This is a genomic window from Enemella dayhoffiae (genome assembly GCF_002250625.1).
Taxonomy (GTDB): Bacteria; Actinomycetota; Actinomycetes; order Propionibacteriales; family Propionibacteriaceae; genus Enemella; species Enemella dayhoffiae.
The window spans coordinates 187,104-213,711 of sequence record NZ_NMVQ01000012.1 but is presented as its reverse complement, the minus strand read 5'-3'; the positions used below and the strand labels follow the sequence as shown (position 1 = coordinate 213,711).

Annotated in this window: 23 protein-coding genes; 20 read left to right on the top strand and 3 right to left on the bottom strand. The window is 70.0% G+C overall.

Features of this window, described 5'->3' with window-relative positions; genetic code table 11:
- The first annotated feature begins 7 nt into the window (after window positions 1-7).
- The 8 genes from miaA (at window position 8) to CGZ93_RS08940 (ending at window position 8,621) form a co-directional block, all read left to right on the top strand.
- Window positions 8-931, top strand: a complete 924-nt coding sequence (gene miaA, locus CGZ93_RS08975; protein ID WP_229117317.1) for a tRNA (adenosine(37)-N6)-dimethylallyltransferase MiaA — start codon at window positions 8-10, stop codon at window positions 929-931.
- A 69-nt stretch (window positions 932-1,000) separates the two neighbouring features.
- The gene (dapF, locus tag CGZ93_RS08970) at window positions 1,001-1,822 is read left to right on the top strand and encodes a diaminopimelate epimerase (protein WP_094363783.1); all 822 of its coding nucleotides are present in this window, start codon (window positions 1,001-1,003) and stop codon (window positions 1,820-1,822) included.
- A gap of 58 nt (window positions 1,823-1,880) precedes the next feature.
- Entirely contained in the window at window positions 1,881-3,368 is a 1,488-nt protein-coding gene (gene hflX / locus CGZ93_RS08965) for a GTPase HflX (protein WP_094363782.1), read from the top strand.
- Entirely contained in the window at window positions 3,365-4,012 is a 648-nt protein-coding gene (locus tag CGZ93_RS08960) for a maleylpyruvate isomerase family mycothiol-dependent enzyme (RefSeq protein WP_094363781.1), read from the top strand. The genes hflX and CGZ93_RS08960 overlap by 4 nt, the downstream gene beginning before the upstream one ends.
- 59 nt (window positions 4,013-4,071) lie before the next feature.
- Complete coding sequence (locus tag CGZ93_RS08955; protein WP_094363780.1) at window positions 4,072-4,341, top strand: hypothetical protein; 270 nt, start codon at window positions 4,072-4,074, stop codon at window positions 4,339-4,341.
- Window positions 4,342-4,907: 566 nt separating this feature from the next.
- A complete protein-coding gene (locus tag CGZ93_RS08950) occupies window positions 4,908-5,168 on the top strand; it encodes a hypothetical protein (RefSeq protein WP_229117316.1) in 261 nt (86 codons plus the stop codon).
- Between the two features lie 64 nt (window positions 5,169-5,232).
- Entirely contained in the window at window positions 5,233-7,395 is a 2,163-nt protein-coding gene (locus CGZ93_RS19870) for an ATP-dependent DNA helicase (RefSeq protein WP_324252443.1), read from the top strand.
- Window positions 7,396-7,412: 17 nt separating this feature from the next.
- Entirely contained in the window at window positions 7,413-8,621 is a 1,209-nt protein-coding gene (locus CGZ93_RS08940; RefSeq protein ID WP_094363779.1) for a cytochrome P450, read from the top strand.
- On the opposite strand, the gene lexA is transcribed toward CGZ93_RS08940, so the two are convergent.
- Window positions 8,607-9,407: a transcriptional repressor LexA gene (gene lexA, locus CGZ93_RS08935; protein WP_094363778.1), complete on the bottom strand. Its 801-nt coding sequence runs from the start codon at window positions 9,405-9,407 to the stop codon at window positions 8,607-8,609. The two genes, CGZ93_RS08940 and lexA, sit on opposite strands and share 15 nt — an antisense overlap.
- A gap of 234 nt (window positions 9,408-9,641) precedes the next feature.
- On the opposite strand from lexA, the gene CGZ93_RS08930 reads away from it, so the two are divergent.
- The 4 genes from CGZ93_RS08930 (at window position 9,642) to CGZ93_RS08915 (ending at window position 14,151) form a co-directional block, all read left to right on the top strand.
- A complete protein-coding gene (locus CGZ93_RS08930; RefSeq protein ID WP_094363777.1) occupies window positions 9,642-10,046 on the top strand; it encodes a hypothetical protein in 405 nt (134 codons plus the stop codon).
- A 28-nt stretch (window positions 10,047-10,074) separates the two neighbouring features.
- Complete coding sequence (locus tag CGZ93_RS19390) at window positions 10,075-10,497, top strand: DUF2752 domain-containing protein (RefSeq protein ID WP_094363776.1); 423 nt, start codon at window positions 10,075-10,077, stop codon at window positions 10,495-10,497.
- Between the two features lie 223 nt (window positions 10,498-10,720).
- Window positions 10,721-11,188, top strand: a complete 468-nt coding sequence (gene nrdR / locus CGZ93_RS08920) for a transcriptional regulator NrdR (RefSeq protein WP_094363962.1) — start codon at window positions 10,721-10,723, stop codon at window positions 11,186-11,188.
- A 50-nt stretch (window positions 11,189-11,238) separates the two neighbouring features.
- Window positions 11,239-14,151 carry a vitamin B12-dependent ribonucleotide reductase gene (locus CGZ93_RS08915; protein WP_094363775.1) on the top strand — a complete coding sequence of 971 codons (2,913 nt, stop codon included), beginning with the start codon at window positions 11,239-11,241 and terminating at the stop codon, window positions 14,149-14,151.
- A gap of 214 nt (window positions 14,152-14,365) precedes the next feature.
- On the opposite strand, the gene CGZ93_RS08910 is transcribed toward CGZ93_RS08915, so the two are convergent.
- On the bottom strand, window positions 14,366-15,745 hold the full coding sequence (locus CGZ93_RS08910; protein WP_141211150.1) for a hypothetical protein: 1,380 nt from the start codon (window positions 15,743-15,745) through the stop codon (window positions 14,366-14,368).
- A 144-nt stretch (window positions 15,746-15,889) separates the two neighbouring features.
- Between CGZ93_RS08910 and CGZ93_RS08905 the strand changes: the two genes are divergently transcribed.
- The 8 genes from CGZ93_RS08905 (at window position 15,890) to CGZ93_RS08870 (ending at window position 25,706) form a co-directional block, all read left to right on the top strand.
- Window positions 15,890-16,888 carry a hydroxymethylglutaryl-CoA lyase gene (locus CGZ93_RS08905; protein WP_094363773.1) on the top strand — a complete coding sequence of 333 codons (999 nt, stop codon included), beginning with the start codon at window positions 15,890-15,892 and terminating at the stop codon, window positions 16,886-16,888.
- 67 nt (window positions 16,889-16,955) lie between these two features.
- A complete protein-coding gene (locus CGZ93_RS08900) occupies window positions 16,956-17,912 on the top strand; it encodes a T3SS (YopN, CesT) and YbjN peptide-binding chaperone 1 (protein WP_094363772.1) in 957 nt (318 codons plus the stop codon).
- On the top strand, window positions 17,909-18,361 hold the full coding sequence (locus CGZ93_RS08895) for a pyridoxamine 5'-phosphate oxidase family protein (protein ID WP_094363771.1): 453 nt from the start codon (window positions 17,909-17,911) through the stop codon (window positions 18,359-18,361). Before CGZ93_RS08900 ends, CGZ93_RS08895 begins: the two co-directional genes overlap by 4 nt.
- Before the next feature lie 31 nt (window positions 18,362-18,392).
- A complete protein-coding gene (locus CGZ93_RS08890) occupies window positions 18,393-19,283 on the top strand; it encodes a universal stress protein (RefSeq protein ID WP_094363770.1) in 891 nt (296 codons plus the stop codon).
- Window positions 19,284-19,292: 9 nt separating this feature from the next.
- Window positions 19,293-23,141, top strand: a complete 3,849-nt coding sequence (hrpA, locus tag CGZ93_RS08885; protein ID WP_094363769.1) for an ATP-dependent RNA helicase HrpA — start codon at window positions 19,293-19,295, stop codon at window positions 23,139-23,141.
- A 10-nt stretch (window positions 23,142-23,151) separates the two neighbouring features.
- Window positions 23,152-24,159 carry a PAC2 family protein gene (locus tag CGZ93_RS08880; protein WP_094363768.1) on the top strand — a complete coding sequence of 336 codons (1,008 nt, stop codon included), beginning with the start codon at window positions 23,152-23,154 and terminating at the stop codon, window positions 24,157-24,159.
- 3 nt (window positions 24,160-24,162) lie between these two features.
- The gene (locus CGZ93_RS08875) at window positions 24,163-25,038 is read left to right on the top strand and encodes an acyl-CoA thioesterase (protein WP_094363767.1); all 876 of its coding nucleotides are present in this window, start codon (window positions 24,163-24,165) and stop codon (window positions 25,036-25,038) included.
- The gene (locus CGZ93_RS08870; protein ID WP_094363766.1) at window positions 25,035-25,706 is read left to right on the top strand and encodes a mycothiol transferase; all 672 of its coding nucleotides are present in this window, start codon (window positions 25,035-25,037) and stop codon (window positions 25,704-25,706) included. The genes CGZ93_RS08875 and CGZ93_RS08870 overlap by 4 nt, the downstream gene beginning before the upstream one ends.
- On the opposite strand, the gene CGZ93_RS08865 is transcribed toward CGZ93_RS08870, so the two are convergent.
- Window positions 25,630-26,607, bottom strand: a complete 978-nt coding sequence (locus CGZ93_RS08865) for a sigma-70 family RNA polymerase sigma factor (RefSeq protein ID WP_094363765.1) — start codon at window positions 26,605-26,607, stop codon at window positions 25,630-25,632. The genes CGZ93_RS08870 and CGZ93_RS08865 overlap by 77 nt on opposite strands.
- Window position 26,608: the final 1 nt, after the last annotated feature.

The window sequence follows — 26,608 nt, the reverse complement described above, 5'->3', positions numbered from 1 at the left end:
GGTGGCCGTGTCGAATCCTCAGCCGCGCACCCTGGTCCTGGTGGGTGCCACAGCCAGCGGCAAGTCCGCGCTCGCGGTGGCGTACGCCCGGGCCTCGACCCGGCAGGGACGACCGGCAGAGGTGGTCAACGCCGACTCGATGCTGGTCTATCGGGGGATGGACATCGGCACCGCCAAACCGACCGAGGCCGAGCGGGCCGGCGTACCCCACCACCTGATCGACATCGCCGACCTCACCGAGACCGCGTCGGTCGCCGAGTTCCAACGGCTCGCCCGCGCCGCGATCGCGGACTGCCACGAGCGCGGCGTGCTGCCAATCGTGGTCGGCGGGTCCGCCCTCTATACCCGCGCCATCACCGACGAATTCTCCTTCCCCGGAACGGATCCCGAGCGACGGGCGCACTGGGAGCGTGAGCTGGAACGCGTCGGGCCGCTTGCTCTGCACGCCCAGCTCGCCGAGCTGTCCCCGCAGGCCGCGGCAGGCATCCTGCCCGGCAACGGGCGACGGATCGTCCGTGCCCTCGAGGTGATCGACCTGACCGGTGAGTTCACCAGCACCCTGCCCAGTTGGCGGTACGCCCTGCCCGGCGTCTGCCAGGTCGGCCTCGAACTCGACCGGGACACCATCGACCGACGGATCGAGCAACGGGTGGATCAGATGTGGGCCGACGGCTTCGTCGAGGAGGTACGCCGACTCGAGCGGCAGGGTCTGCGTCAGGGGGTCACCGCCTCCCGCGCCCTCGGCTATCGACAGGTGCTCGCCTTCCTGGCGGGGGAGTGCAGCGAGCAGGAAGCCAAGCAGGCCACGGTTTTTGGCACCCGCCGCTTCGCCCGCAAGCAGCTGTCCTGGTATCGCCGAGACGACCGGATCGTCTGGTTGCCGGCCGGTGCGGCCGATCTGGTCGAGCGGCTGGGCAGGCTGCTGGGCTGACCGGGCCCGGGCGCTGGGATCTGGCGCAGGGATTGGACAGCCATCTGATCGGGTGGAAACCTTGACCAGGTGAGGAGCTGGAGCGTCGCGAAGGGCCACGGGACGGAGAACGACTTCGTCATCATCGTGGACCGGCACGGCATGCTCGCTCCCAGCGACGGCGACGTCCGCTTCCTGTGCGATCGGCGGGCCGGGATCGGCGGAGACGGCCTGCTGCGCGCCATCAAGGCCCAGCACATCCCCGAGTGGGACGGCGACCCGGACCTGTGGTTCATGGACTATCGCAACGCCGACGGCTCCATCTCGGAGATGTGCGGCAACGGCGTGCGCGTGTTCGCCCGTTTCCTCAACGAGGAGGGTCTGGCCAACGATCCGCTCATCCCGATCGGCACCCGGGCCGGGCTGCGCACCGCCCATCTGGAGCGGGACCTGATCCGCGTCGACATGGGGCCGGTGACCCTCGACGAACAGACCACGCCGATTCGGCTGGGGGATCGGGAGTGGGCGGCGATCGGTGTGGACGTGGGAAACCCGCACGCGGTCTGCGAGGTGGACGACGTGGACACTCTCGACCTGACCCGCGCCCCAGGGTTCAGCAGTGAACGGTTCCCGCGCGGGGTGAACGTCGAGTTCGTGCAGCGGATCTCCGAGCACCAGGTGCGGATGCGGGTGTTCGAGCGCGGGGTGGGGGAGACCCGCTCCTGCGGCACCGGGACGGTGGCGGCTGCGGCGGCCGCCCGGCACTGGTACGGGGGTGACTCCTGGCAGGTGGACGTGCTCGGTGGCCAGCTGCAGATCGAACTGGCCGACCAGGCGTACCTGACCGGTCCGGCCGTGGTGGTGCTGCGCGGCGAGGTGCTGCTGCCGGACCCGCCCGGTGGGGACCACTGAGGCGTACGCCCGAAACCCCCTCGCTCAGCTTGGCCCGGCGTGAGACGCTGGTGGGACGATGACAGCACACCACCACGACCCAGAGCACTATGACGACGCCTTCGACGACGAGTCGTTCGACGGCGACTTCGACGACGCGTACGCCGCCGAGACCGACGGTGAGGCGACCTATGACGGCGACCAGCTCGACCTGGCTGCGCGCAACTCCCTGCGTCGCGTCGCCGGGATGTCCACCGAGCTCGCCGACATCACCGAGGTCGAATATCGCAAGCTGCTCCTGGAGCGCGTGGTGCTGGTCGCCGTGTGGACCAGCGGTTCCCAGGTGGACGTGGACAACTCGCTCGCCGAGCTCAAGCAGCTCGCCGAGACCGCCGGTTCCCAGGTGCTCGAGGGGCTGGTGCAGCGGCGCAGCAAGCCCGACCCGGCCACCTACATCGGCAGCGGCAAGGTCGACGAGCTCCGCGAGGTGGTCGTCGCCACCGGAGCCGACACCGTGATCTGCGACGGCGAGCTCGCCCCGGCCCAGCTGCGCAACCTGGAGGACCGGGTCAAGGTCAAGGTGGTCGACCGCACCGCGCTGATCCTGGACATCTTCGCCCAGCACGCCAAGTCGGTCGAGGGCAAGGCGCAGGTCGAGCTGGCCCAGCTGAACTATCTGAAGCAGCGACTCCGCGGTTGGGGCGGCAACCTGTCCCGCCAGGCAGGTGGTCGGGCCGCCGCCGGTGCCGGCATCGGCGGTCGTGGTCCCGGTGAGACCAAGCTGGAGACCGACCGGCGTCGGATCCATCACCGGATCGCCCAGCTGCGCAGCAAACTGCGCGAGATGGACACCACCCGTGAGGCGAAGCGCGCCGAGCGGCAGCGCCACCGGATCCCGTCGATCGCGATCGTCGGCTATACGAACGCCGGCAAATCCTCGATCCTGAACCGGCTGACCGGGGCCGGCGTACTCGTCGAGGACGCGCTGTTCGCCACCCTCGACCCGACCACCCGGCGGACCCAGACCGATGACGGGCGGATCTATACCCTGACCGACACGGTCGGCTTCGTGCGGCACCTGCCGCACGACCTGGTCGAGGCGTTCGCCTCCACCCTGGAGGAATCCGTCGCTGCCGACCTGCTGGTGCACGTGGTCGACGGCTCCGATCCCGATCCGCTGGGCCAGATCGCCGCCGTCCGCACGGTGCTCAACGACATCGGCGCCGGCAACCGGGCCGAACAGCTGGTGATCAACAAGGCCGACCTGGCCAGCCCGGAAAACCTGCAACTGCTGCACACCCACGCACCCGAGGCGATCGTGGTGTCGGCGCGTACCGGGGCCGGGATCGAGGAACTCAAGCGGGTGATCGATTCCCGGCTGCCGCACCCCGAGGTCGAGGTGCGTGCGCTGGTTCCCTACAGTCGCGGGGATCTGCTCGACCAGGTGCATCGCAGCGGGGAGTTTTTGACCACCGAGCACACCGCCGACGGCACCCGGATCGTCGCCCGCGTGCACCCGGAGCTGGCCGTCGAATTCGCCGCCTACGCAGAGGATCCCGTGTCGTGAAGCATCCCTGGCCACTGGTGCACGCCGAGCGGCACGCGCTGATCGACGACCTCGCCGAACTGACCCTCGAGCAGTGGGAGACGCCGTCGCTGGCCGCCGGGTGGAGCGTGCACGACGTCGCCGCCCACCTGATCGACAACGCGCTGGCCACGTTTGGCGGGTTGTTGGCGGCGATGGTGCGGGCGCGCTTCGACTTCGACCGGCAGAACGACCAGGGGGTGGCTGCCCAGCGGGGCGCCGATCCGGCGGAAACCCTGCAGCGGTTGCGATCGGTGGCCGATCGGACCTCCGGGCCGCCGGCCCCGCTGGCCAGTCGTTTGGTCGAGGAGATCGCCCACGGGGAGGACATCCGGCGGCCGCTCGGCGTCCGCCGGGACTATCCGCTGGAGGCGATCGCCGAGGCGATCCGCTATCAGGCCGGTACGCCGACCCACTTCGGTGGGGCGAAAGGGCTGGCCCGTCGGATTTGCCTGGTCGCCACCGATGGGGATTTCAACCTGGGCGAAGGGCCCGAGGTGCGTGCACCCGCACTGGACCTGCTGATGCTGGTCACCGGCCGCCCGGTGCGCGGGCTGCAGGGGCCCGGTATGGCCGTGCTGCGGCTGGCTGGTGCACGGCTGTCGGACGACGGTCCGGCGAACTGAGGACCACGGTCGTAGGCCGACGCCTCGACGGTGGCCCGGGCGTTCGCCACTGTTGAGGGGTGAAGGGAAAGCCGCGGTGGTGGGTGTGGGTCCTGGTCGGTTGCGCCGGTCTGATGGCCAACGTGCTGCTGCTGGTCGTCGGGGTGGTGGCGTTTGCGATGCTGAACGAGGAGCCCAGCACGATCGGTGAGAGGTGCGGTGGCTTCCTGGGTACCACATGTGAGCGGCTGTACCCCGAGACGATCGAACGCGCCGCGGCGATGCGGCTGCCACCAGGCACCGTGATCGAGTCGTCGGCGTACGACCAATTCCAGGACTGGCGCTGGTGACCGGCTGTCCCGGCCGTCAGACGGACAAGGGTGGTGCCGCGATTCGTTGCTCACAAAGACCTGCACGCATCTCCGCCCGGAGTTCATCGAGTCCCGGACGGGGGTACGCCTGCCGCCCGATGCACGCGTGGTGTCATCGACGCACACCTTCCATCTGGACTCCGGTCGCCTTCGAGCAACAGTTGATCCGCCTCAGCGGGCGGCCCATCACGCGACTGTGTCCACACCTTAACGCTGAGACCTGCCGCGGGTATCTGAAGTTCGACAACGCGGCGGGTCTCGGCTGGGAGGCGGCGGATCGCCACGACGGAACCGTGCGATACCGGTTCGAGCACCACTTCGACTTCTGAGCCCGGACACGGCACGGCCCCGGTTCGGGATCGAACCGGGGCCGGGGTGCGGGCTCACTTCTTCTTGCCCTTCTTCTTGTCCTTCTTCTTGTCCTTCTTCGTCGCCATGGTGTCCCTCCCTTCCGGTGCGTCAACGTGTCATTGACCGTCGAGTCAATCATTCGTTGACGGAATTGTCAATCGCGTGTTGACGCGGCGTGTCGCTAGCATGGCGGGGTGGGCAAGCAGAGTCGACGCGAGCTGGCCGAGGCGTGGGCCGAGGTGATCGCCGACGCGCCCGTCGACCCGCTCGCCGCGATCCAGGCGATGGCCCGGCTGCGCGCGGCTGCCGAGGCCTGCGAGCTGGACCTGGTCCGGGCCGCGCGCGACCAGGGGGTGTCCTGGTCGAAGATCGGTGCGGTCTACGGGTTGACCAAGCAGGGCGCCCAGCAGCGATTCCGCTCGCGCGCCGCGTCCTCCGACGACGGTTCGGAGTGATCTGCCTGTGGACAACCCGGCTCGGTGCCTCGAAGGCGTACGCCGGGACGGCTAGATTGCTTCGGTGACTTCTCAGCCCGCCCCCGTCGACCACCGCGAGGTGCTCGCCGCCGCCGTCGAGGCCCTGGGCGGCAGTCCGCGCGAGGGCCAGCAGCAGATGGCCGATGCGGTGGCCGAGGCGCTGGAAACCGGCCAGCACCTGCTGGTCCAGGCGGGCACGGGTACCGGCAAGTCGCTGGGCTATCTGGCACCGGCGCTGAGCCGGCTGGCCCGCGGCAAGGAGCGGATCGTGATCGCCACCGCGACCCTGGCCCTGCAGGCCCAGCTCGCCAACACCGACATCCCGCGCGCCCTCGACGCCGTGCAGCACGCCATCGGCAAACGACCTCGGGCCGCGATCCTGAAGGGGCGCAGCAATTATGCGTGCCTGCTGCGGATCCGCGACCAGATGGGGGATGACCAGGACACCCTCATCGGCTCCACCGAGGTTGTCGAAGCGCTGCGCGCGAGTGCGCAGAGCCCTGACTCGGTGGTCGGGGCCGAGGTGGTCGCCCTCCGCGACTGGGCCGAGGAGCAGGCCACCGACGGCGGGCTGGCCGACCGGGACGACGCTCCCACCCACACCGCCCGCGCCTGGGCCCAGGTGTCGGTCCCGGTCCGCGAGTGCGTCGGTGCCCAGCGCTGCCCCTACGGCCAGGAATGCTTCGTGGAGAAGTCCCGCGAGCAGGCCCGGGCGGCCGACCTGGTGGTCACCAATCACGCCCTGCTGGCCATCGACGCGATGCACGGCGGCACGGCGCTGCCCGAGCACGACCACGTGATCATCGACGAGGCCCACGAACTGGTCTCCCGGGTCACCGGCGCCGCCTCCGCCGAGCTCAGCCCGCAGCAGGTGGACCGGGTCGGCAAGCGGGCGCTGGCCTGGCTCGATGACGACCTCGGTGTGGAGTTCCTGGAGTCGGCCGACGTGCTGCGCGAGGCGCTCGACGCAGCGGCGCTGGAACAGGTGCGCGACGCCGACGCACCGGTGATCCGCGGGTTCGAGGCGGTCCGTGACGTGACCCGACGCGCCGTCACCGCGCTGACCAGCAAGGACGCCGAGAACGAGCAGCGCCAGGCCGCGGCCGCGGTCAAGGAGGTGTTCGACGTCGCCGAGCGGATGGCCGCCCTCGCCGAGCACGACGTGGTCTACATCGCCGAGCGCGAGCGCTTCGGTCGCGAGGCCCGGGTGTCCCCGCTGAGCGTCGCGGGCCTGATGCGCGACCGGGTGCTCGGGCAGGTCACCACGGTGCTCACCTCGGCCACCTTGAAGATCGGCGGCGACTTCGAGCAGGTCGCCGGCAGCGTGGGGTTGCGTCGCGACGAACGCCGCGAGGCACCGCAACGGCGTACGCCCCAGCCGGCCCGGACCGCTGCCGGCGCGGCCGACGAGGTCGACGAGGTCGACACGCTGGAGCAGGCCGATGACCCCGAGGAACTGGAGGCCGCCGGCTTCGCCGACTTCGCCGAGGGTCCTGAGACCCGGCAGTCCAAGAAGGCGGCCGAGGGGCTGACCTGGCGGGGGATCGACGTCGGGTCGCCGTTCTCGTACGCACAGCAGGGGATTCTCTATGTGGGCAAGAATCTGCCGAAACCCACACGCGAGGGGATCAGCGCCGAAGTGCTGACCGAGGTGGCCGAACTGGTGTGGGCCGCGGGCGGGCGTACCCTCGGGCTCTTCGCCTCCCAACGCGCCGCCGAGGCCGCCGCCGCCCACGTGCGCAAGCAGCTGGCCAAGCACACCATCCTCTGCCAGGGGGACGCCCAGCTGTCGGAGCTGACCCGGCGCTTCACCGCGGAGCCCGAAACCAGCCTGTTCGGCACGGTCTCGCTCTGGCAGGGGATCGACGTGCCCGGCGACACCTGCCGGCTGGTGCTGATCGACAAACTGCCCTTCCCGCGCCCGGATGACCCGCTGATGCAGGCCCGGCAGCGCGCGGTGGCCGAGGCCGGCGGCAACGGGTTCATGGCGGTCGCCGCCGGGCACGCCGCGCTGCTGATGGCCCAGGGGGCGGGGCGGCTGATCCGCCGCAGCAGCGACCGGGGAGTGGTGGCCGTGCTCGACCCGCGTCTGGTCACCGCCCGCTACGGGGCCTATCTGCGGGCCGGCATGCCGCCGATGTGGATGACCACCGACCGGGAGGTGGCTGTCCAGGCCCTGCGCCGGTTGGGCGGCACCGGCGGCTGACACGGCATCATGGACAGGTGACCGAAGCAACCGCCTGCCCTGTCAGTGACCGCAAGGCCGTTCGCCCCGACGAGTCGGAGACGCCGGCCGTCGATGTCGTCGACGGCGTTTGGCGGATCAGGTCGCTGCCGATGGCGCGGGCGGTGCTGCGCGAGCGTGGCGCCACGGTGCAGGCGGGGTTCAACGCCGAGCAGCTGCAGATGCGGATCCGGCGCCCGATCCTGTTCCTCGACGGCGAAGAGCATCGCGCCTATCGTGCCAAGGTCGCTCGCTTCTTCGCGCCCAAGGTGGTCTCCGAGCGCTATCGCGGGCTGATGGAGGCCCGCGCGGATGCGCTGGTCGAGGATCTGCTCCGGCGCGGGGTGGTCGATCTGCCCAGGGTCACCATGGCGTACGCGGTCGACGTGGCGGCCCAGGTGGTCGGGCTGACCAACAGCGACATGTCGGCCATGGCCGGTCGGCTGAACCGGTTCTTCGACCTGGACGTGGCGGGACTCGACGATCCAGGGGGCGGCCGGTTCGCCAAGCTCGGTCGGGTGATGACCGGGCAGCTGCCGGTGTGGGCGTTCCACTTCCTGGACGTGCTGCCGGCGATCCTTGCCCGGCGGAAGAACCCGGGGGAGGACATCATCTCCTACCTGCTCGAGCAGGGGTACGCCGACCACGAGATCCTGATCGAGTGCACGACCTATGCGGCGGCGGGGATGGTGACCACCCGCGAGTTCATCTCGATGGCCGTCTGGCACCTGCTGGAGAAGCCCGATCTGCGGGCCGACTATCTGGCGGCCGAGGAGTCCCGGCGCTACCAGCTCCTGCACGAGGTGCTGCGACTCGAGCCCGTCGTCGGGCACCTGCTGCGGCGTACCACCGAACAACTGCGACTGCCCGGCCCCGACGGCGCGGACGTGGTGATCCCCTCCGGCGCGCTGGTGGACCTGCACCTGCGGCAGGCCAACGCCGACGTGGGGGAGGAGCCGCTGCAGGTGTGCCCCGGGCGCCCTCTTCCGAAGGGGTTTGGTCCCGAGGTGATGAGCTTCGGGGACGGGCCGCACCGCTGCCCCGGCAACGCGCTGGCGATCCAGGAGGCTGACATCCTGCTCACTCGGCTGCTGCGCCACGACCTGCGCCTGCTCAGCCGACCGCGCATCCAGTGGGACGAGCTGATCGCCGGCTATGAGGTGCGCGATCTGCTGCTGCAGGTGCGGAGGGGCTCAGACCCGGCGTAGCACCGCGACAACCTTGCCCAGGATGGTGGCGTGGTTGCCGTCGATCGGGTCGTACGCCTCGTTGTGCGGCAACAGCCACACCTGCCCCTGCTTCTTCTGGAACGTCTTCACGGTCGCCTCGTTGTCGAGCAGAGCGGCCACGATGTCGCCGTTCACCGCGGTCGGCTGCTGGCGAACCACGACCCAGTCGCCCGAGCAGATGGCTGCATCGATCATCGAGTCGCCACTCACCTCGAGCAGGAACAGGTTGCCCTCGCCGACCAGCTGCTTGGGCAGAGGGAACACGTCCTCGATCCGCTCCTCGGCCAGGATCGGCCCACCCGCGGCGATCCGGCCGACCACCGGCACCCGGATCGCGTCGGGGTAGCTGTCCTTGATCGCGGTCTCGTCATAGCCCGGATCCAGCGGCTGCATGTCGGCGGGCAGCAACACCTCGAGGGCGCGCGGCCGGTTCGGGTCGCGGCGCAGGAACCCCTTGGCCTCCAGGGTGCGCAGCTGGTGCGCCACCGATGATGGGCTGGCGAGGCCGACCGCCTCGCCCATCTCGCGGATCGACGGCGGATAACCGCGGTTGTCGACCGAGTGCTTGATCACCTCGAGGACCCGTCGCTGCCGGGGGGTCAGCCCGTGCGCGTCGGCCGGACCGTCCGGCAGCGGGGTGACCTTCCCGCTGGTCAGTGCCAACTCGGCGGCCACGTCCTCATCGCGCGGTCGACCACGGCGCCGCCTGGGAGTCGCCGCGGTGTCGGCGAGGTCGGGGGAGTTCGGATCCTTGGTGTCAGCCATGGGTTCAGCGTAGGGCGATTCGAACACTGAATCAAACAAATGTTCGAGCGTGTCGAGGCGGACAGCTGCGCCCGCTTTCCGCTCGCCGAGGACTGTCAGTGGCTGGTGATTGCATGGTTCTCGCGAGGTCACGATTCGAACGCGGGTCCAGAAATGGTGCTTGTGTACGAATCGGATCTGCGTTAACAATTGGATCTGTCGAACACCTGTTCGACCACTTCCCGAGGAGGCACCATGACCCAGCAGGTCACCAGCACCATCGACCGCCTGGTCCGGACGACCCCGCCGCGGCGCCGGTCGACCCGTCGCCCCAACACCCCCAGGGCCGGAAGTGCCCCCCGCCTCGTGCGGGCCGACCGTCCCCTGGCCGCGACCGTGACGGCTGCCGCGCAGGCCTGCCGGGTGCGCAGGCCCGCGCCGACGCTCCGCACCTCCGCCCGGCCGGGTGTGGCCGCGGAGGTGCGGCTGACCGATCGCGGGATCGCCGTGGTGCTCGCGCTGGGTGCGTTGCTGATGCTCGCCGCGGTGCTGTGCGTCGGCGTCACCGCCGTGCGCGTCACCTCGGAGCCGGCCCCGCAGGCGGCGGGCGTGTCCGCGCCGGTCGGCGGCGGCGCGGTGGCGGCCGCGCCGGGTCGCTGATCGGCCCGGCGGGGTCGACAATGGGGGAGTGATCCCTTCGCGCCCTGACGCTGCACCGGTCTCCGGGTGGCAGCGGCTGGGCTGGCTCTCCCTCTTCGGCGCCAGCTGCGCGCTCGCCGGAGGGGTCCATCTGCTCACCGGACGGGGGATTCCGTGCCCGGTTCTGGGCCTCACCGGTCTGCAGTGCCCGGTCTGCGGTGCCACGCGGATGGGGGTCGCGCTGCTGCGCGGCGACCTGGCCGCGGCCTGGGCGTACAACCCGTTCATGCTGCTGCTCGGTGCCCTGCTCACCCTGGTCTGGGTGTGGACCGGCGTACGCCTGCTCGCGGGGCGCTCCGCCGCGCTGCCGGGTCGATTCGGGCGCTGGGTGGAGGCGCGTACGCCGCTGCAGCGGCTCGGCCTGGTGGTGCTTCCAGGGCTGGTCTGGGGAGTGCTTCGCAACCTCCTCTGAGGGCTCGCGACGCACCGACACGCAGGCCCTTGCCCTTGTGGTCAAAGGGTCGTAGGATACCCATATCTAGTAGTTACAACGATGTGGTTCGTCCACAGGTTGTGGTTCTTGTCCACAGGATGTCCACACGGACACACACAGAGTTATCCCCAGTGAGGCCCGCGAGGGCAGTCCGCAGGGGTGTGCTCGGGGTGTCCGAATGGCGAAGATCGGAGGTGACACCATGCATTGCCCCTATTGCCGGCACACCGATTCCCGGGTGCTCGACTCGCGTGCCGCCGACGATGGCGCCAGCATCCGACGGCGCCGTCAGTGCCCGGTCTGCGAGCAGCGGTTCACCACGATCGAGCAGATGCAGATCGTCATCGTCAAGCGATCCGGTGTGGTCGAGGCATTCAATCGCGACAAGGTCGTCAGCGGGGTGCGCAAGGCCTGCAAGGGTCGCCCGGTGACCGACGAGCAGCTGGCCCGCCTGGGCCAGCAGGTGGAGGAGGCCCTGCGCGCCTCCGGCCAGCCGTCCGTACCCGCCGACGAGGTGGGGCTGGCCATCCTGGGCCCGCTGCAGCAGCTGGACGAGGTCGCATACCTGCGCTTTGCCAGCGTCTACAAGAAATTCGAGTCGATCGACGACTTCGAGACCGAGATCTCCAGGCTCCGCGCCGAGCGGACCCTCACTGGTGCGGCCAACTGAGCCGTCCGCCCCACCCAGCACCAATCCACGCCCAATCCAGAGAGGTTCCCATGACTGAAACCACCCGTTCCAACGGCCGCAAGGTGGCCGGCAAGGCGTCCACGCGCCGTGGGCTGACGATCGAGCGCGTCTTCACCACCGAGGGCGTGCACCCCTATGACGAGGTGAAGTGGGAACGGCGCGACATCGTCCAGACCAACTGGAAGACCGGTGAGAACGTCTTCGAGCAGCGCGGCGTGGAGTTCCCCGACTTCTGGTCGATGAACGCCTCCACCATCGTCACCACCAAGTATTTCCGCGGCGCGGTCGGCACCGAGGCGCGCGAGCAGGGGCTGAAGCAGCTGATCGACCGGGTGGTGAAGACCTATCGCACCGCCGGCGAGGAGCACGGCTATTTCGCCAGCGAGGGTGACGCCGAGATCTTCGAGCACGAGCTGACCTGGATGCTGCTGCACCAGGTGTTCAGCTTCAACTCGCCGGTGTGGTTCAACGTCGGCACCCAGTCGCCGCAGCAGGTCAGCGCCTGCTTCATCCTCTCGGTCGACGACTCGATGGACTCGATCCTCAACTGGTACAAGGAAGAGGGCTTCATCTTCAAGGGTGGCTCCGGCGCCGGGCTCAACCTGTCCCGGATCCGTTCGTCGAAGGAGCTGCTCTCCTCCGGCGGCACCGCCTCGGGCCCGGTCTCCTTCATGCGCGGCGCCGACGCCTCGGCTGGCACCATCAAGTCCGGTGGGGCCACCCGCCGCGCCGCCAAGATGGTCGTGCTGGACGTCGACCACCCCGACATCGTCGAGTTCATCGAGACCAAGGCGCGCGAGGAGGACAAGATCCGCGCCCTGCGCGACGCCGGGTTCGACATGGACCTGGGTGGCAAGGACATCACCTCGGTTCAGTACCAGAACGCCAACAACTCGGTCCGGGTCTCCGACGAGTTCATGCAGGCGGTCGAGGACGGTGGCGACTTCGCGCTGCGCTCGCGCGGTGACGGCTCGACCATCGAGACGGTGGATGCCAGGGACCTGTTCAACAAGATGGCCAAGGCGGCCTGGGAGTGCGCCGACCCGGGCATCCAGTACGACGACACCATCAACGACTGGCACACCAACCCCGAGACCGGCCGGATCACCGCGTCCAACCCGTGCTCGGAATACATGTCGCTGGACAACTCCTCCTGCAACCTGGCCAGCCTGAACCTGCTGAAGTTCCTCAAGCCCGACGACACCTTCGACGCCGAGCTGTTCGCCAGGTCAGTCGAGCTGATCATCACCGCGATGGACATCTCGATCTGCTTCGCCGACTTCCCGACCGAGTCGATCGGGGAGACCACCCGCAACTACCGTCAGCTCGGCATCGGGTACGCCAACCTGGGCGCCCTGCTGATGGCGACCGGGCACGGCTACGACTCCGAGGGTGGGCGGGCCTTCGCCGCGGCGATCACCTCGCTGATGACCGGCACCTCCTACCGTCGCTCGGCCGAGCTGGCCGCGATCGTCGGCCCCTACCAGGGCTACGCCCGCAACGCCGACGCGCACCAGCGGGTGATGCGCAAGCACCAGGCCGCCAACGACTCCCTGCGCACGCTGTCGGCGACCGACCAGGCGGTGCACAAGCTGGCCACCCGCGAGTGGGACAAGGTCGTCAAGCTGGGCAACGAGAACGGCTACCGCAACGCCCAGGCGTCGGTGCTCGCGCCGACCGGCACCATCGGCTTCATGATGGACTGCGACACCACCGGCATCGAGCCCGACTTCTCGCTGGTGAAGTTCAAGAAGCTGGTCGGCGGCGGTTCCATGCAGATCGTCAACCAGACCATCCCGCGGGCGCTGAAGAAGTTGGGGTACGCCGACGAGACCGCCGAGGCGATCGTCGAGTACATCGCCGAGCACGGGCACGTGATCGATGCGCCGGGTCTGAAGTCCGAGCACTACGAGGTGTTCGACTGCGCGATGGGTGCGCGCGCCATCAAGCCGATGGGCCACGTCCGGATGATGGCCGCGGTGCAGCCGTTCCTGTCCGGCGCCATCTCCAAGACCGTCAACCTGCCGGAGACGGCGACCGTCGAGGAGATCGGCGAGGTCTACCAGCAGGGCTGGAAGCTCGGCCTCAAGGCGCTCGCGGTCTATCGCGACAACTGCAAGGTCGGTCAGCCGTTGTCGGACGCCAAGGCCAAGCCGACCGAGAACCCTGCGGCAGGCTCAGGGACCGCTGCGGCTCCGGTCGTCGAATATCGCCCGCGTCGCAAGCGGCTGCCGAAGAAGCGCCCGTCCTCGACCACCTCGTTCACCGTGGGTGGCGCCGAGGGTTACCTGACCTCGGGGTCCTATCCCGACGACGGCCTGGGCGAGGTCTTCCTCAAGCTCGGCAAGCAGGGTTCCACCCTGGCCGGTGTGATGGACGCGTTCTCGATCGCCATCTCGATCGCGCTGCAGTACGGGGTGCCGCTGGAGACCTACGTGCAGAAGTTCACCAACATGAAGTTCGAGCCGGCCGGCATGACCGACGACCCGGACATCCGGATGGCGCAGTCGATCATCGACTACATCTTCCGTCGTCTCGCCCTGGACCACCTGTCCTTCGACGAGCGGGCCGAGCTGGGCATCTACACCGCCACCGAGCGGGCGCGCTATGTGGAGACCGGGTCGTACCTGCCGGAGGAGGACGACGAGCAGATCGAGTCCGAGTCGCTGAAGAACGACGCCGGTGACGTGGTCGACACCGACCGCACCACGCGGACCAGCGATCTGAGCAAGACCAACAACCCGGCGGTGCTGACCGACCCGACGGCCTCGGCCGCGGTGCGCGAGGCGCCGAAGGAGGCCCACACCTCCGCCGAGCTGCTCGAGTCGATCACCGGGAACACTGTGGACGCGCCGCTCTGCTTCACCTGCGGCACCAAGATGCGCCCGTCCGGCTCCTGCTACGTCTGCGAGGGCTGCGGCTCCACCAGCGGCTGCAGCTGAGCCTTCGGAGTACGCCTGACGCGAACCGCCCCCGATCCGCAGCAGCGGGTCGGGGGCGTTTCGTTGCACGGCTGCCATTCAGCGAACCCACGTGCTGCGATCCAGCTAACCGAGCGGCCATCCAGCGACCCCTCGAGGGATCGCAGGATGGCACCTGGGTTCGATGGATGGGCAGTGGCGGGTCGGGGCCGGTTCGCTGGATGCCGGCGCGGGCTCAGCTGAACGAAACGACCGGGCGACCCTCGATCAGTTTCACGGTGGTGAAGGCCGTGCGGGTGGTGGTGGACGGAACGATCGTGCCCTGGTTGCCGTTCCTGGTCGCATCCGCCCGGAGCTCGTAGACCACGGTGGCACTGGTGGTGGCGGTCATCGTGCTCTGCGAGAAGCGCCAGTTCAGGTTGGCCGTCGGATCGTTCTTCAGCGTGTAGCGAATGGTCTCGTTCTTCACGTTCACCCCGGGATCCACACGCCAGTTGATGAAGGGGCAGTCCGGGGGAGTCATCTCCCGCTTCTGCAGGCACGCGTCGATGGCGGCCCGGGTGGCGGCGGTCGACTGCTTCTTCCCCTCCTCGCTGAGCACCGGCGACGGCTCCCACGAGGTGGACGGGTCATTCGGGGAGCCGAGCAGGAACTCCGTGCTGTTGAACCCGACCAGCGGGTTGGCCGACGTGACCGCATAGCTGCCGGGGAACACTTCATAGCTGCCGGGCGGCACCTTGGCGCCGTTGACGATCCGCTCCGGTCCGTTCAGCCCGAGCTTGACCAGGGCGGTGACCTTGGCCAGCTTCCACTCCTCACCGCTGCGCGAGACGTCGAACTCGACGTCCTGCTGCTTGTCGCCGATCTTGTACTGGGCCTTCACCTTGCCGCTGTCCCAGCTCCCCTGGGAGTTCTCCGTCACGGTGGCCGGATCGACCTTGACAACGGTGAGCGGGGCGCGCTTGTTCGCCTCCTGCAGCACCTCCTTGCTGAGCAATTGCGCGTTCCCCTCCGGCTTCTTCGCGGCCTTGGCGAGCGCCTTCTCGGCGTCACCCGATCCGAGCGCTCCCAGATAGTCGTTCACGGCACCGGCCGCGGCCTCGGACTGCTTCTGCTGCTCGTTGCGGCGGTTCTCCTCGGCGACCCGAGCGGCTTCGGCGGCCCGCGCCTGTTCCTGCTTGGTCTGGTAGTCGTTGTAGAACACGATTCCGCCGATGATCAGGATCAGCGCGGCCACTGCGGCGATGGCGCCGATCAGCAGCTTCTTGCGCTTCGGGTCCGCGGGTCTGCCGGGTCCCGCCGTCCCCGGCAGACCCGGGCGGAGCTGGTTGCCGGGGCCGCCCGGCTGCGGACCCCGCGGTTGGCCGGGCCGGATCGGCTGGGTCGGCCCGCCGTACGCCCCGTCGGGCCGCCAGTCCGGCGGGGGCGCGGAGGGGCCGCCCGGCCAGCCCTGCTGTCCTGGCCCCCCGGGCCCCGGGTGACCCTGCGGTCCTTGCGGTCCGGGCCCCTGCGGTCCCTGCGGGCCACCGAACCCGGGACCACCCTGGGCGCCGTGCGGGTTGGGCCCGTGCGGCCCGGGGCCTCCGGAGTCTCCGGGGGGATTCGGTGCGCTCATCAGATCTTCCTTTCGCAGCTTTCCAACCAGTGTCGCAACCCGCGAGGGCCACAGATCGGTGCGCACGCCGAATCAGGCGTACCTGTCGTGGATCTGTTATCTTCCCCACGTCCGGTCCGGCGCGCCCGCCCGTAGACTCCGTCCATGCAGTGGTTCCCGGAGGTACGCCGTCCCGCGGCCGATCTGCCACCGCAGGTCACCGTCTTCGAGGTCGGTGCCCGCGACGGACTGCAGGCCGAGAAGCAGACGGTAACGACCGCCACCAAGGTCGAACTGATCAACCGGCTGATGTCCGCCGGGCTCACCCACATCGAGGCCACCAGCTTCGTCTCTCCGAAGTGGGTGCCCCAGTTGGCCGACGCCGCCGAGGTGATGGCCGCGATCGAGCGACCCCCGGGCGTACGCCTGCCCGTCCTCGTCCCCAATCAACGCGGCCTGGAACGGGCACTCGCCGCCGGGGCCCAGGACGTGGCCGTCTTCGTCTCGGCCACCGAGGAGTTCGCCCGGGCCAACCTGAACACCACCGTCGAGGGCGCGCTCGAGATGGTCGCTCCGGTGGTCACCGACGCCCGGGCCGCTGGCGTCCGCGTCCGCGGTTATGTGTCGATGTGCTGGGGGGACCCGTGGCAGGGCCCAGTGCCGGCCGCCTCCGTGGTCCGGGTCACCGACCGACTGCTCGAGCTCGGCTGCCACCGGGTCAGCCTGGGCGACACCATCGGGGTGGCCACCGCCGGCGGGGTGCACCAGGTGCTGCAGGCCCACGGCGACCACGGCATCGCGCCGGACCAGCTCGCCCTGCACTTCCACGACACCTACGGTCAGGCCCTCACCAACGTGTACGCCGGACTGCAGTTCGGCGTCACCGAGTTCGACTCCTCCGCCGGGGGTCTGGGCGGCTGCCCGTATGCCCACTCCGCGACCGGCAATCTGGCCACCGAGGACCTGGTCTGGATGCTGCACGGACTGGGCATCGAGACCGGGGTCAACCTCGCCGCCCTGGTCGCCACCAGCGTCTGGCTCGCCCGCCGACTCGGGCGGCCCAGCCCGTCGCGGGTGGTCAACGCCCTGGCGGGCCGGATCGCCCCCGAGCACGATCAACAGCGGGGCCCCAGGCAGCAGTCCGACGAGACGGGCCAGGACTGACCCGTCCGCGCCGTCAGAGGTCCTTGGACACCGCCCCATCGCGGCGCTAGGTTCGTCCCCAGACCGCATGACGCGGCTGTTCCACGCACAGGAAGCAGAGGACGTGCCCGACTACGACGACTTCGATCTCGACCGGAGCACCGCGGAGGCGTGGCGCAGCTTCTCCGAGCGGCTTGCCGAGGTGGTGTCGGTGATGGACGACACCTCCGACCTGACCATCGGCTCCGTCGCGAGCGAGACCGAGACGGTGCCGTTCGTCCGCTTCCACTCCCAGACCCGCGACCTGGTGCGCGCGGAGGCGGCCAGCAACGGAACCCTGGGGGAGCACTATCAACTCGGGGCCGGACAACTGTCGGCCATGGAGGACATCGGCTGGCGGCCGCCGACCACCGAGGGCCCGCGGCCGACCGGGAACTTCTGGGTCGAGATTCCGCAGGAGTCCTCCGATCGCCTGGCCGAGCTCGCCGTGTCGGCCCTGCGCGACGTCTACGGCATCCAGCACCCGGTGTTCCTGGCTCCCGACCAGCTGGCGGAGATCCTGCAGCCGCGACCCGAACCGTTGGAGGGGTATTCCGAGTTCGACCCCGAGGACGTGGTGGCCACCGTCCCGGTCAGCCACGAGCACCTCGACGACATGATCGAGGCCGAACTGGCCGAGATGTTCGGCCACCAGCCGCTGCGCGACACCGAGGGCGACTTCGCGATCCGGGTCGGCTCGACCATGCTCTTCCTGCGGACCTCCGCCGACCACCGCGAGATCATCGTCTTCGCCTGCGTGGTGCACGAGGTTGAGGGACGCTCCCGCGCGATGGAGATCCTCAGCGACCTGAACACCGAGGTACGCCTGGTGAAGTTCCAACTCATCCGCGACCGGGTGTTCGTCACCACCTCGGTCCTCGCGCACCCGTTCGTCCCGGCGCACCTGCACCAGGCGGTCCGGATCATGAGCGAGGTCGCCGACGGCATCGACGACGAACTGGCGGTACGCCTGCGCGGCCGCACCACCTTTGAGGAGGAGGAGTGAGCGACACCGACAAGTCGCCCGAGGGAAGAGCGCCGGAGGAGAGGGCGCCGGAGGAGTCCGGCCGGTTCTCCGCCCTCGCGGTCGACGAGTGCCTGGAACTGCTGCGGACGCACCAGATCGGACGGATCGGCTGGCAGGGCAGTGAGGGCCCGACCATCCTGCCGGTGACCTATCTGGTGCATGCCGGCCGCGTGCTGTTCCGGACCTCCGCCGACGGCGTGCTGGCCGAGTTGGAGCGGGGCGGCGAGGTCGCCTTCGAGGTGGACGATTTCGACCTGGACACCCAGACCGGCTGGAGCGTCGTGGTCCGCGGTGGCGCGGCGGCGCCGGTCGACCTGCGTGACGTGCCGGGCGGTCTGCCGGAACCGTGGGCGGGCGGAGCGCGCGATCAGGTGATCTGCCTCTCGATCGAGCGGATCACCGGACGAATCGTTTCCCGCGGGGACTAAAATGGGGCAGTGATCGAGCGGGAGGTGTCCGATGAGTGAGGAAGTTGCCAAGGGCCGGATCGTCGTGGGTGTGGACGGTTCCGAGGACGGCGATCGAGCCATCGACTACGGGGTACGCGCGGCACTGTCCAGCGGCGTCGACCTGCTGCTCGCGCACGCCGTCGACGACGCCGTCCTGGCGGGGGCGTGGGGTGTCGTCTACGACCCCGGGCTGCTGCAGGACGCCGGCCAGGAGGCCGCCGAGGCCGCCCGCCAGCACGCGATCGCGATGGGCATCGCAGAGGACCGCGTGCACTCGGAGATTTTCATGGGCAACCCCGCCGCGGTGCTGACCAGACTCTCCGAGCACGCGCAGCTGATCGTCGTCGGTCGGCGTGCCATGAGCGGGCTGGAGCGGTTGTTCGTCGGTTCCACCTCGGTCGGCGTCGCCGCGTCCGCACACTGCCCGGTGATCATGGTGTCGGCCGCCTCCCACAAGCCGCGGACCGGCGACCTGGGGGTGGTCGGGGTCGGCGTCGACGCCGAGGACCGGTGCACCGACGCGCTCCAGTTCGCGTACGCCGAGGCCGCCCGGCGCGGCGCCCGGCTGGAGGTGGTGCACGCGTTCGAGCTGCCGACCGGGTTCTTCGCCGACCGGCAGGACGTGGGCGCCCGCCGCGAGAGCGCGCTGGCCGCCGCCACCCAGGGGGTCGAGCAGCTGCTGCAGCCGCTGCGGGCCGCGCACCCCGAGGTCGAGGTGAACGTGGAGATCGTCAACGCCCACCCGGTCAACGAGCTCACCCGCCGCTCCGGAAACTATGACCTGCTGGTGCTGGGCGTCCACGGGTTCGCGTTCCCCGGGCTGGCGCCCGGTGCCACGATCCGAGCCATCATGGCGCACGGGATGTGCCCGCTCGGACTGGTCCGGGCCAAGAGGAAGTAGCGCGTCGGCTTGCAGATCACCTTCGATCCGGAGCTGCCGATCTCGGCCCGGACCGACGACATCGCCCGAGCCGTCCGCGAGAACCAGGTGGTCGTCGTCGCCGGCGAGACCGGCTCGGGAAAGACCACCCAGCTGCCCAAGATCTGTCTGCAGCTCGGACTGCGCTCGATCGCGCACACCCAGCCGCGGCGGATCGCCGCCCGCTCGGTGGCCGAACGCATTGCCGAGGAGCTCAAGGTCACCCTCGGTGAGGAGGTCGGCTACCAGGTCCGGTTCACCCGGCAGGCGCGAGCCGATTCCCCGCTGGTGCTGATGACCGACGGTGTGCTGCTCGCCGAGATCGCGCACGACCGCGACCTGCGCCGCCACGACTGCATCATCATCGACGAGGCCCACGAGCGCAGCCTGAACATCGACTTCCTGCTCGGCTATCTCAAGCAGCTGTTGCCCCGGCGACCCGAGCTGAAGGTGGTCATCACCTCCGCGACCATCGACACGGCTCGGTTCGCGGCGCACTTCGACGATGCTCCGGTGATCGAGGTGTCCGGTCGCACCTATCCGGTCGAGCTCCGTTACCGCCCGTTGCAGCCCGACGACCCCGATGAGACCCAGCAGACCGCCGAACCCCGCGACCAGGTCGACGGCATCTGCGCCGCCGTCACCGAGCTGTCGGCGGTCGGGCCCGGTGACATCCTGGTCTTCCTCAGCGGAGAACGCGAGATCCGCGACACCGCCGAGGCGCTGACCGCCCTGCGGTTGCGTGACACCGAGATCCTTCCCCTGTATGCCCGGCTGTCGGCCGCCGAGCAGCACCGCGTGTTCAGTCCGCACACCGGACGGCGGATCGTGCTGGCCACCAACGTCGCCGAGACCTCGCTGACCGTGCCCGGAATCCGTTACGTGGTTGACCCCGGGACCGCGCGCATCTCCCGCTGGTCGGCCCGCACCAAGGTGCAGCGGCTGCCCATCGAACCGATCTCCCAGGCTTCTGCCAACCAGCGGGCCGGCCGCTGCGGCCGGGTCGCCGCCGGCGTCTGCATCCGGCTCTACAGCGAATCCGACTATGGGGACCGGCCGGAGTTCACCGAGCCGGAGATCCTGCGGACCAACCTGGCCTCGGTGATCCTGCAGATGGCGCAGGCCGAACTGGGGGAGATCTCCGAGTTTCCGTTCGTCGAGCCACCCGATTCGGCACAGATCGCCGACGGCGTACGCCTGTTGCTCGAGCTGGGCGCGCTCAGCGAACAGCGGCGGTCTCGAAAAGCCAAGCAGGGCGGCAGGTCCGGAAGCGAGACCGGTCCCAGCGGGCCACAGCTGACCAGGATCGGTCACCAACTGGCCCGGATCCCGCTCGACCCCAGGCTGGCCCGGATGCTGGTCGAGGCCGCCCGGCGCGACTGCCTGGCCGAGGTGATCGTGATCGCAGCCGGGCTGACCATCAACGATCCCCGGGAACGCCCCGCCGAACACCAACAGGCCGCGGACGCACTGCACCGCCGATTCTGGGCGCCCCCACCCGATCCGCGGGCCGACCCGGACGCGGATCCGCCCACCCCCGACGGCTCGGACTTCATCGCCTGGCTGCGGCTGTGGAACCATCTCGCCGAGCAGCGGGAATCCCTGTCTGGAAACGCGTTCCGGCGGATGTGTCGCGACGAGTTCCTGCACTTCCTGCGGATCCGCGAGTGGCAGGACCTGGTCACCCAGCTCCGCCAGATCTGTCGGGAGCTGAAGCTGGAGCGGAACGGGACCCCGGGCACCCCAGACGCGATCCACATCGCGATCCTGTCCGGCGTCCTGTCCCAGATCGGCCTGGCCGACCTCAAGGCGGAGCAGAAGACCCAGCCCAGGCAGGGAAAGCGACGCCGCACCGGTCCACGCGAATATCTCGGAACGCGGGGTGCGCGGTTTGCGATCAACCCGGGTTCGGCGCTGGCCCGCACCCAGCCCGAACTGGTGATGGCCGGTGAACTGGTGGAGACCACTCGGTTGTGGGCCCGCACGGTCGCCGGGATCGACGCCGCCTGGGTGGAGCAGGTCGGCTCCCACCTGCTCACCCGGCAATATTCCGAGCCGCGCTGGTCGGCGCGGCAGGGCAGGGTGGTCGCCAGCGAGCGGGTGTCCCTGCTCGGCGTACCGATCATCGCCGGCCGGACGGTCGGTTTTGGCGGAATCGACCCGGCCGCGGCCCGGGAGATCTTCATCCGCTCCGCCCTGGTCGAGGGGGACTGGCGGACCCGACACCACTTCTTCGCCCGCAACGCCGAAACCCGGTCCGAGGCGGAGGAGCTCGAGGAGCGGACCCGTCGACGCGACCTGGTGGTGGACGACCAGGCGGTTTTCGATTTCTATGACGCCAGGATTCCCGCCGATGTCGTCTCCGGCGCCCACTTCGACAGCTGGTGGCGCAAGAAGCGACACGAGGATGACGGATTCCTCGACCTGACCCTGAACGACCTGGTCGCGGGAGCCGGCCCGGACCTGTCCGGATTCCCCGACAGCTGGCCGGTCGACGGTCATGAGCTGCCGGTGCGCTACGTGTTCGAGCCCGGGCACGCCGACGACGGGGTGCAGGTCACCCTGGACCTCTCCCAGCTCAACCAGGTGCGCCCCGAACTGTTCGGCTGGCAGGTGCCCGGCCTGCGGGCCGAGCTGGCCACCGCGCTGATCCGCGGCCTGCCCAAACAGATCCGCACCCGCTTCGTCCCGGCACCGGAGTTCGCGCGCCGCGCCCTGGCCGAGCTCGACGAGCACCCGACCGACTCCTTCACCGCCGCCCTCGGCGCGGCGCTGCGCAGGCTGACCGGCGAGCTCGTGCCGGCGGACGCCTGGCGGCCCGAGGCGGTCGACCCGCATCTGCGGGTCACCTTCGTGGTCACCGACCGCTCCCGCGGCGGTCGCGAACTCGGCCGTGGCAAGGACCTCGGCCAGCTGCAGCACCGCCTGGCCCCGCAACTCAGCGCCAAGCTCACCCGGGCGGTGCGCAACCCCGGCAGCAGGCGGGCGACCGAGTGGAGTTTCGGCCGCCTGGCCGACGAGCAGCGGGTCGGCGGCGGGATCGGCTATCCCGGCCTCACCGATGTCGGCGCGGCGGTGGACCTGGTGGTGCACGACAACCGCGCCGCTCGCGACGCCGCCCACCCGGCCGGTCTGCGCCGGCTGGTGCTGCTGAACACCCCCGATCCGACCCGGTGGGTGGTGGCCCACCTGAGCAACACCGACAAGCTGGCACTGGGGCACAGCCCCTATGCGTCGGTGCCCGAGCTGCTCGCCGACGCGCGGCTGGCGGTGGTCGGCCGGCTGGTGCAGCGGGCTCGCGGCGCCGAGACCGTCCGCGATGCCGACGCGTTCACCCGGTTGTGTGACACCGTCCGCGCCGACCTGGCCGACACCATGCGCGCCGTCGTCGCCGAGGCCGCCGAGGTGCTGCGGCGTACCCAATCGGCGAAGCTGGCGATCGCCAGCATTGACGACCCCGAGGTGAAGGCCGACGCCGCGGACCACCTGGCCGGGCTGGTGCACCCCGGCTTCCTGTCCGGTACGCCGGAACCGTGGTCGGGAGAGCTGGCCCGCTACGTCGCGGCGATCGGCGTACGCCTGGCCAACCGCGAGCGGAACCCGCGCCGCGACGACGAGCTGCTCGGCACCATCTGGCCGCTGGAGAGCGAGTACGCCGACCTGCGCGCCCGCCAGCGGGGACCGATCCCGCCGGCCCTGCGCGAGATCGGCTGGCAGCTCGAAGAGCTGCGCGTCGGACTGTTCGCCCAACAGCTCGGCACCCGCGAACCCGTCTCGGCCAAGCGGGTGCGCCGGGCACTGGAGTCGGTGCGCGCAGAACTGGCTGGTCGACCCCGCTAGATTGGGGTCCATGCTCGATCCGCGTCTGCTGTACCAGTTCAACCCCGCGCTGTGGGAGAGCATGCGCGGCACCCGGCCGGTGCTGGTGCACCTGCTGGAGGGTTACATCGACGCTGGGCAGGTGGGCCGCACCCTGGTCCGGCACCTGCAGGACACCTGCGAGTCGGAGGTGCTGGTCGAGTTCGACGTGGATCAGCTGCACGACTATCGCAGCCGCCGCCCGATGATGGTGTTCGACACCGACCAGTGGCGGTCGGCGGAGACCTTCCGGCTGGCCATGTACAGGATGACCGCGCCCAACGGCAAGGTGTTCGTGCTGCTCGCCGGGCCGGAACCCGACACCCAGTGGGTCCGCGCCATCGAGGCGGTCAGCGGGCTGGCGCAGCGCCTCGACATCCGCCTCGCGGTCACCTCCCAGGGCATCCCGATGGGGGTCCCGCACACCCGGCCCAGCCTGATCACCGCGTACGCCACCGACTCCGCGCTGATCGTGGAGGACAACCCGGTCTGGGTGGGCCGGGTGGAACTGCCCGGCAGCTTCGGGACGATGCTGGAGCTGCGACTGGGGGAGCTCGGGGTGAAGGCGCTGGGGTTGGCCGTCAACGTCCCCCACTACCTGGCTCAGGCTCCCTTCCCGCAGGCCGCGATTGCCGCCCTGGAACGGATCAACGCCGCCACCGGGCTCGACCTGCCGCTGACCGGGCTGCCGGAGCGTCGCGACACCAACCTGGCCGAGATCAGCACCGAGATGCAGGGTTCGGAGGAGGTGCAGCAGGTCGTGGCCCAGCTGGAGCAGCAGTATGACCAGGCCCAGGCGCAGACCGAGCGGCACGTCCCCTCCGCCGACGAGATCGGCGCCGAGCTGGAGCGGTTCCTGGCCGAGCAGGACACCAAGGACAAGCCCAACGGCGAGGGTGGCTTCGGAAACCGCGACCTGGGCGATCGCGACGACCCCGGCCGCGACCGCGGGGACCGCGACGACAACCCGGGCGGCCGGGACCGGCGGGACGAGGACTGAACCATGCCGACCAGCGTCCCGGAGCTGCTGGAGCTGCTCCAGCTCGAGGAGATCGAGTCCGGCCTCTATCGCGGCCAGAACCCCGTCACCCGAAGGCAGCGCGCCTTCGGCGGACAGGTGCTCGCCCAGGCCCTGATGGCGGCGTACCGGACCGTCCCCGACGACCGGCTGGCGCACTCCCTGCACGCCTATTTCCTGCGATCGGGGCGCACCGACCGGCCCATGATCTATGACGTGGAGGCGATGCGCGACGGGCGCTCGTTCTCCAGCCGTCGAGTGCTCGCCCGCCAGGACGGACAGGTGATCTTCGCGCTGACCGCCTCGCTTCAGGTGCACGAGGACGGACTGACGCATCACGACCCCGCACCGACGGTGCCGCCACCGGAGGACTGCCCGCGGATGAGCCAGGTGATGGCGGAGCGCTACGGCGCGCCGGCGGAATTCTGGGAGGCCGAGTGGGGCGTGCTTGACGTGCGCTTCATCACCTCCGGTACGCCGGGTGACGGCGAGGCGGACGCCGCGCACTCGGCCTCGGCCCGGGTCTGGGTGCGGGTGAACGGCGACCTGCCGGAGGATCCCGGCCTGCACCAGGCCGCGCTGGCGTACGCCTCGGACCTCACCCTGTTGTCGGCCAGCACGGTGCCGCACCAGGTGCAGCTGGATGGGGCGAACATGCAGTCCGCCTCGCTCGATCACGCGATGTGGTTCCACCGCCCGATCCGCGCCGACCGGTGGTGGCTGCACGACGAGATCTCGCCGTCGGCCTCCAACGCCCGCGGGTTCGCGCTCGGTCGCATCTTCTCCGAGGGCCGGCTGGGAGCGACCACCGCCCAGGAGGGGCTGGTGCGGGTGCGCGGCGAGCTGGAGGAGCGTCGATGACTGTGCTCGAGCCGAGCGGCGGGAGCGACCCGTCCGCCCTCTTCTGCGACTACCTCGACTTCTATCGCCAGGTGGTCGACCGCAAGCTGCGCAGCCTCTCCGAGGCGGAGCAGCGCACCTCCCGGTTGCCGAGCGGCTGGACGCCGCTGGAACTGCTGACCCACCTGGTGCACATGGAGCAACGCTGGTTCGTCTGGGGGTTCGCGGGCGAGGCGGTGGCCGACCCGTGGGGTGACAACCGGGATGCAGCCAAGAACGCCGCCTGGGCCGTCGCCGAGGGCATCTCGCTGGAGGAGTTGCTGAACCGGTTGCACGAGGGCGGGCGGCGGACCCGGGCGATCATCGAGTCGCACCCGCTGGACGCCCAGGCGCCACCGGGGCCGCGGTTCGCCGGACGCTCTGCGGAGCAGACCGCCTCGCTGGCGTGGATCTGCTTCCACGTGCTGCAGGAGTACGCCCGGCACACCGGTCACCTCGACCTCGCCGTCGAGCTGGCGGACGGGCTGCAGGGGGGGAGTGACGCGGCCCCGGACATGAGGGCGCCCACCGTGCTCGGGGGGACACAGTGGGCGCCGGCTCATGGGTGGTCGGTCAGGCGGCGAGCTCCTGGTTGGAACGGAGCTTGGCCAGGGCGTGCCGCTCGATCTGGCGGACCCGCTCCGCGGTGATACCCCACACCTGACCGATATCGGCCAGCTTGGCCTGGCGGCCGTCGTGCAGGCCGTAGCGGCGGCGGACGACATCGGCGGAGCGCTCGTCGAGATCGGAGAGCATCTCCTCGAGGCGCCCGCGTTCCTGGGCGTCGATCACCATCTCGTCGGGCCCGGGCATCGGCTCGCGGGCGATCAGGTCACCCAGCGAGGTGTCGCCGTCCTCCTCGACCGGGGCGTCCAGGGAGATGTGGTCGCGGCCGTAGCGCAGCAGGTCGACGACCTTCTCCGGCTCCAGCTCCATCTCCGCGGCGATCTCCTCGAGCTCCGGCTCGCGCCCGAGTCGTCGTTCCAGCGTACGCCGGACGGCGCCGACCTGGTTGACCTGCTCCGCCACGTGCACGGGGAGCCGGACGATCCGGCCCTGCTGGGCGATGCCGCGGCTGATCGACTGGCGTACCCACCAGGTGGCGTAGGTGGAGAACTTGAACCCCTTGGTGTAGTCGAACTTCTCCACCGCCCGGATCAGGCCGGTGTTGCCCTCCTGGACCAGGTCGAGCAGGGGCATCTGCGCACGACCATATTTGCGGGCGACCGACACGACCAGCCGCAGGTTGGCCTGCACGAACCGCTCCTGCGCCGCCTGGCCGAGTGCCACCAGCTGCTGCAGCTCGTCCCGGCTCGCCCGCTTGGCGCTGCGGCCGTTCTGCCGAGCGCCGGCCGTCCGCTCGGCCTGGCTGACCTCGCCGGCGAGGATCTTCTCGGCGTACAGGCCGGCCTCGATGGTGCGCGCCAACTCGACCTCGTCTGCGGCGGTCAGCAGCGGGGTCTTGGCGATCCCGTCCAGATAGAGACCGACAGCGTCCTTGCCTTCGATGCCGTCGTTGGTGCGGGGCCGGGAAGTGGTGCTCGTTGCCATG

What these genes read in the sequence shown, in the direction of transcription:
- hflX (WP_094363782.1), top strand. Translation starts at nt 1,881, where the DNA reads ATGACAGCACACCACCACGACCCAGAGCACTATGACGACGCCTTCGAC.
- lexA (WP_094363778.1), bottom strand. Translation starts at nt 9,407, where the DNA reads ATGGCTGACACCAAGGATCCGAACTCCCCCGACCTCGCCGACACCGCG.
- CGZ93_RS08930 (WP_094363777.1), top strand. Translation starts at nt 9,642, where the DNA reads ATGACCCAGCAGGTCACCAGCACCATCGACCGCCTGGTCCGGACGACC.
- nrdR (WP_094363962.1), top strand. Translation starts at nt 10,721, where the DNA reads ATGCATTGCCCCTATTGCCGGCACACCGATTCCCGGGTGCTCGACTCG.
- CGZ93_RS08915 (WP_094363775.1), top strand. Translation starts at nt 11,239, where the DNA reads ATGACTGAAACCACCCGTTCCAACGGCCGCAAGGTGGCCGGCAAGGCG.
- CGZ93_RS08910 (WP_141211150.1), bottom strand. Translation starts at nt 15,745, where the DNA reads ATGAGCGCACCGAATCCCCCCGGAGACTCCGGAGGCCCCGGGCCGCAC.
- CGZ93_RS08905 (WP_094363773.1), top strand. Translation starts at nt 15,890, where the DNA reads ATGCAGTGGTTCCCGGAGGTACGCCGTCCCGCGGCCGATCTGCCACCG.
- CGZ93_RS08900 (WP_094363772.1), top strand. Translation starts at nt 16,956, where the DNA reads ATGACGCGGCTGTTCCACGCACAGGAAGCAGAGGACGTGCCCGACTAC.
- CGZ93_RS08890 (WP_094363770.1), top strand. Translation starts at nt 18,393, where the DNA reads ATGAGTGAGGAAGTTGCCAAGGGCCGGATCGTCGTGGGTGTGGACGGT.
- CGZ93_RS08880 (WP_094363768.1), top strand. Translation starts at nt 23,152, where the DNA reads ATGCTCGATCCGCGTCTGCTGTACCAGTTCAACCCCGCGCTGTGGGAG.
- CGZ93_RS08875 (WP_094363767.1), top strand. Translation starts at nt 24,163, where the DNA reads ATGCCGACCAGCGTCCCGGAGCTGCTGGAGCTGCTCCAGCTCGAGGAG.
- CGZ93_RS08870 (WP_094363766.1), top strand. Translation starts at nt 25,035, where the DNA reads ATGACTGTGCTCGAGCCGAGCGGCGGGAGCGACCCGTCCGCCCTCTTC.
- CGZ93_RS08865 (WP_094363765.1), bottom strand. Translation starts at nt 26,607, where the DNA reads ATGGCAACGAGCACCACTTCCCGGCCCCGCACCAACGACGGCATCGAA.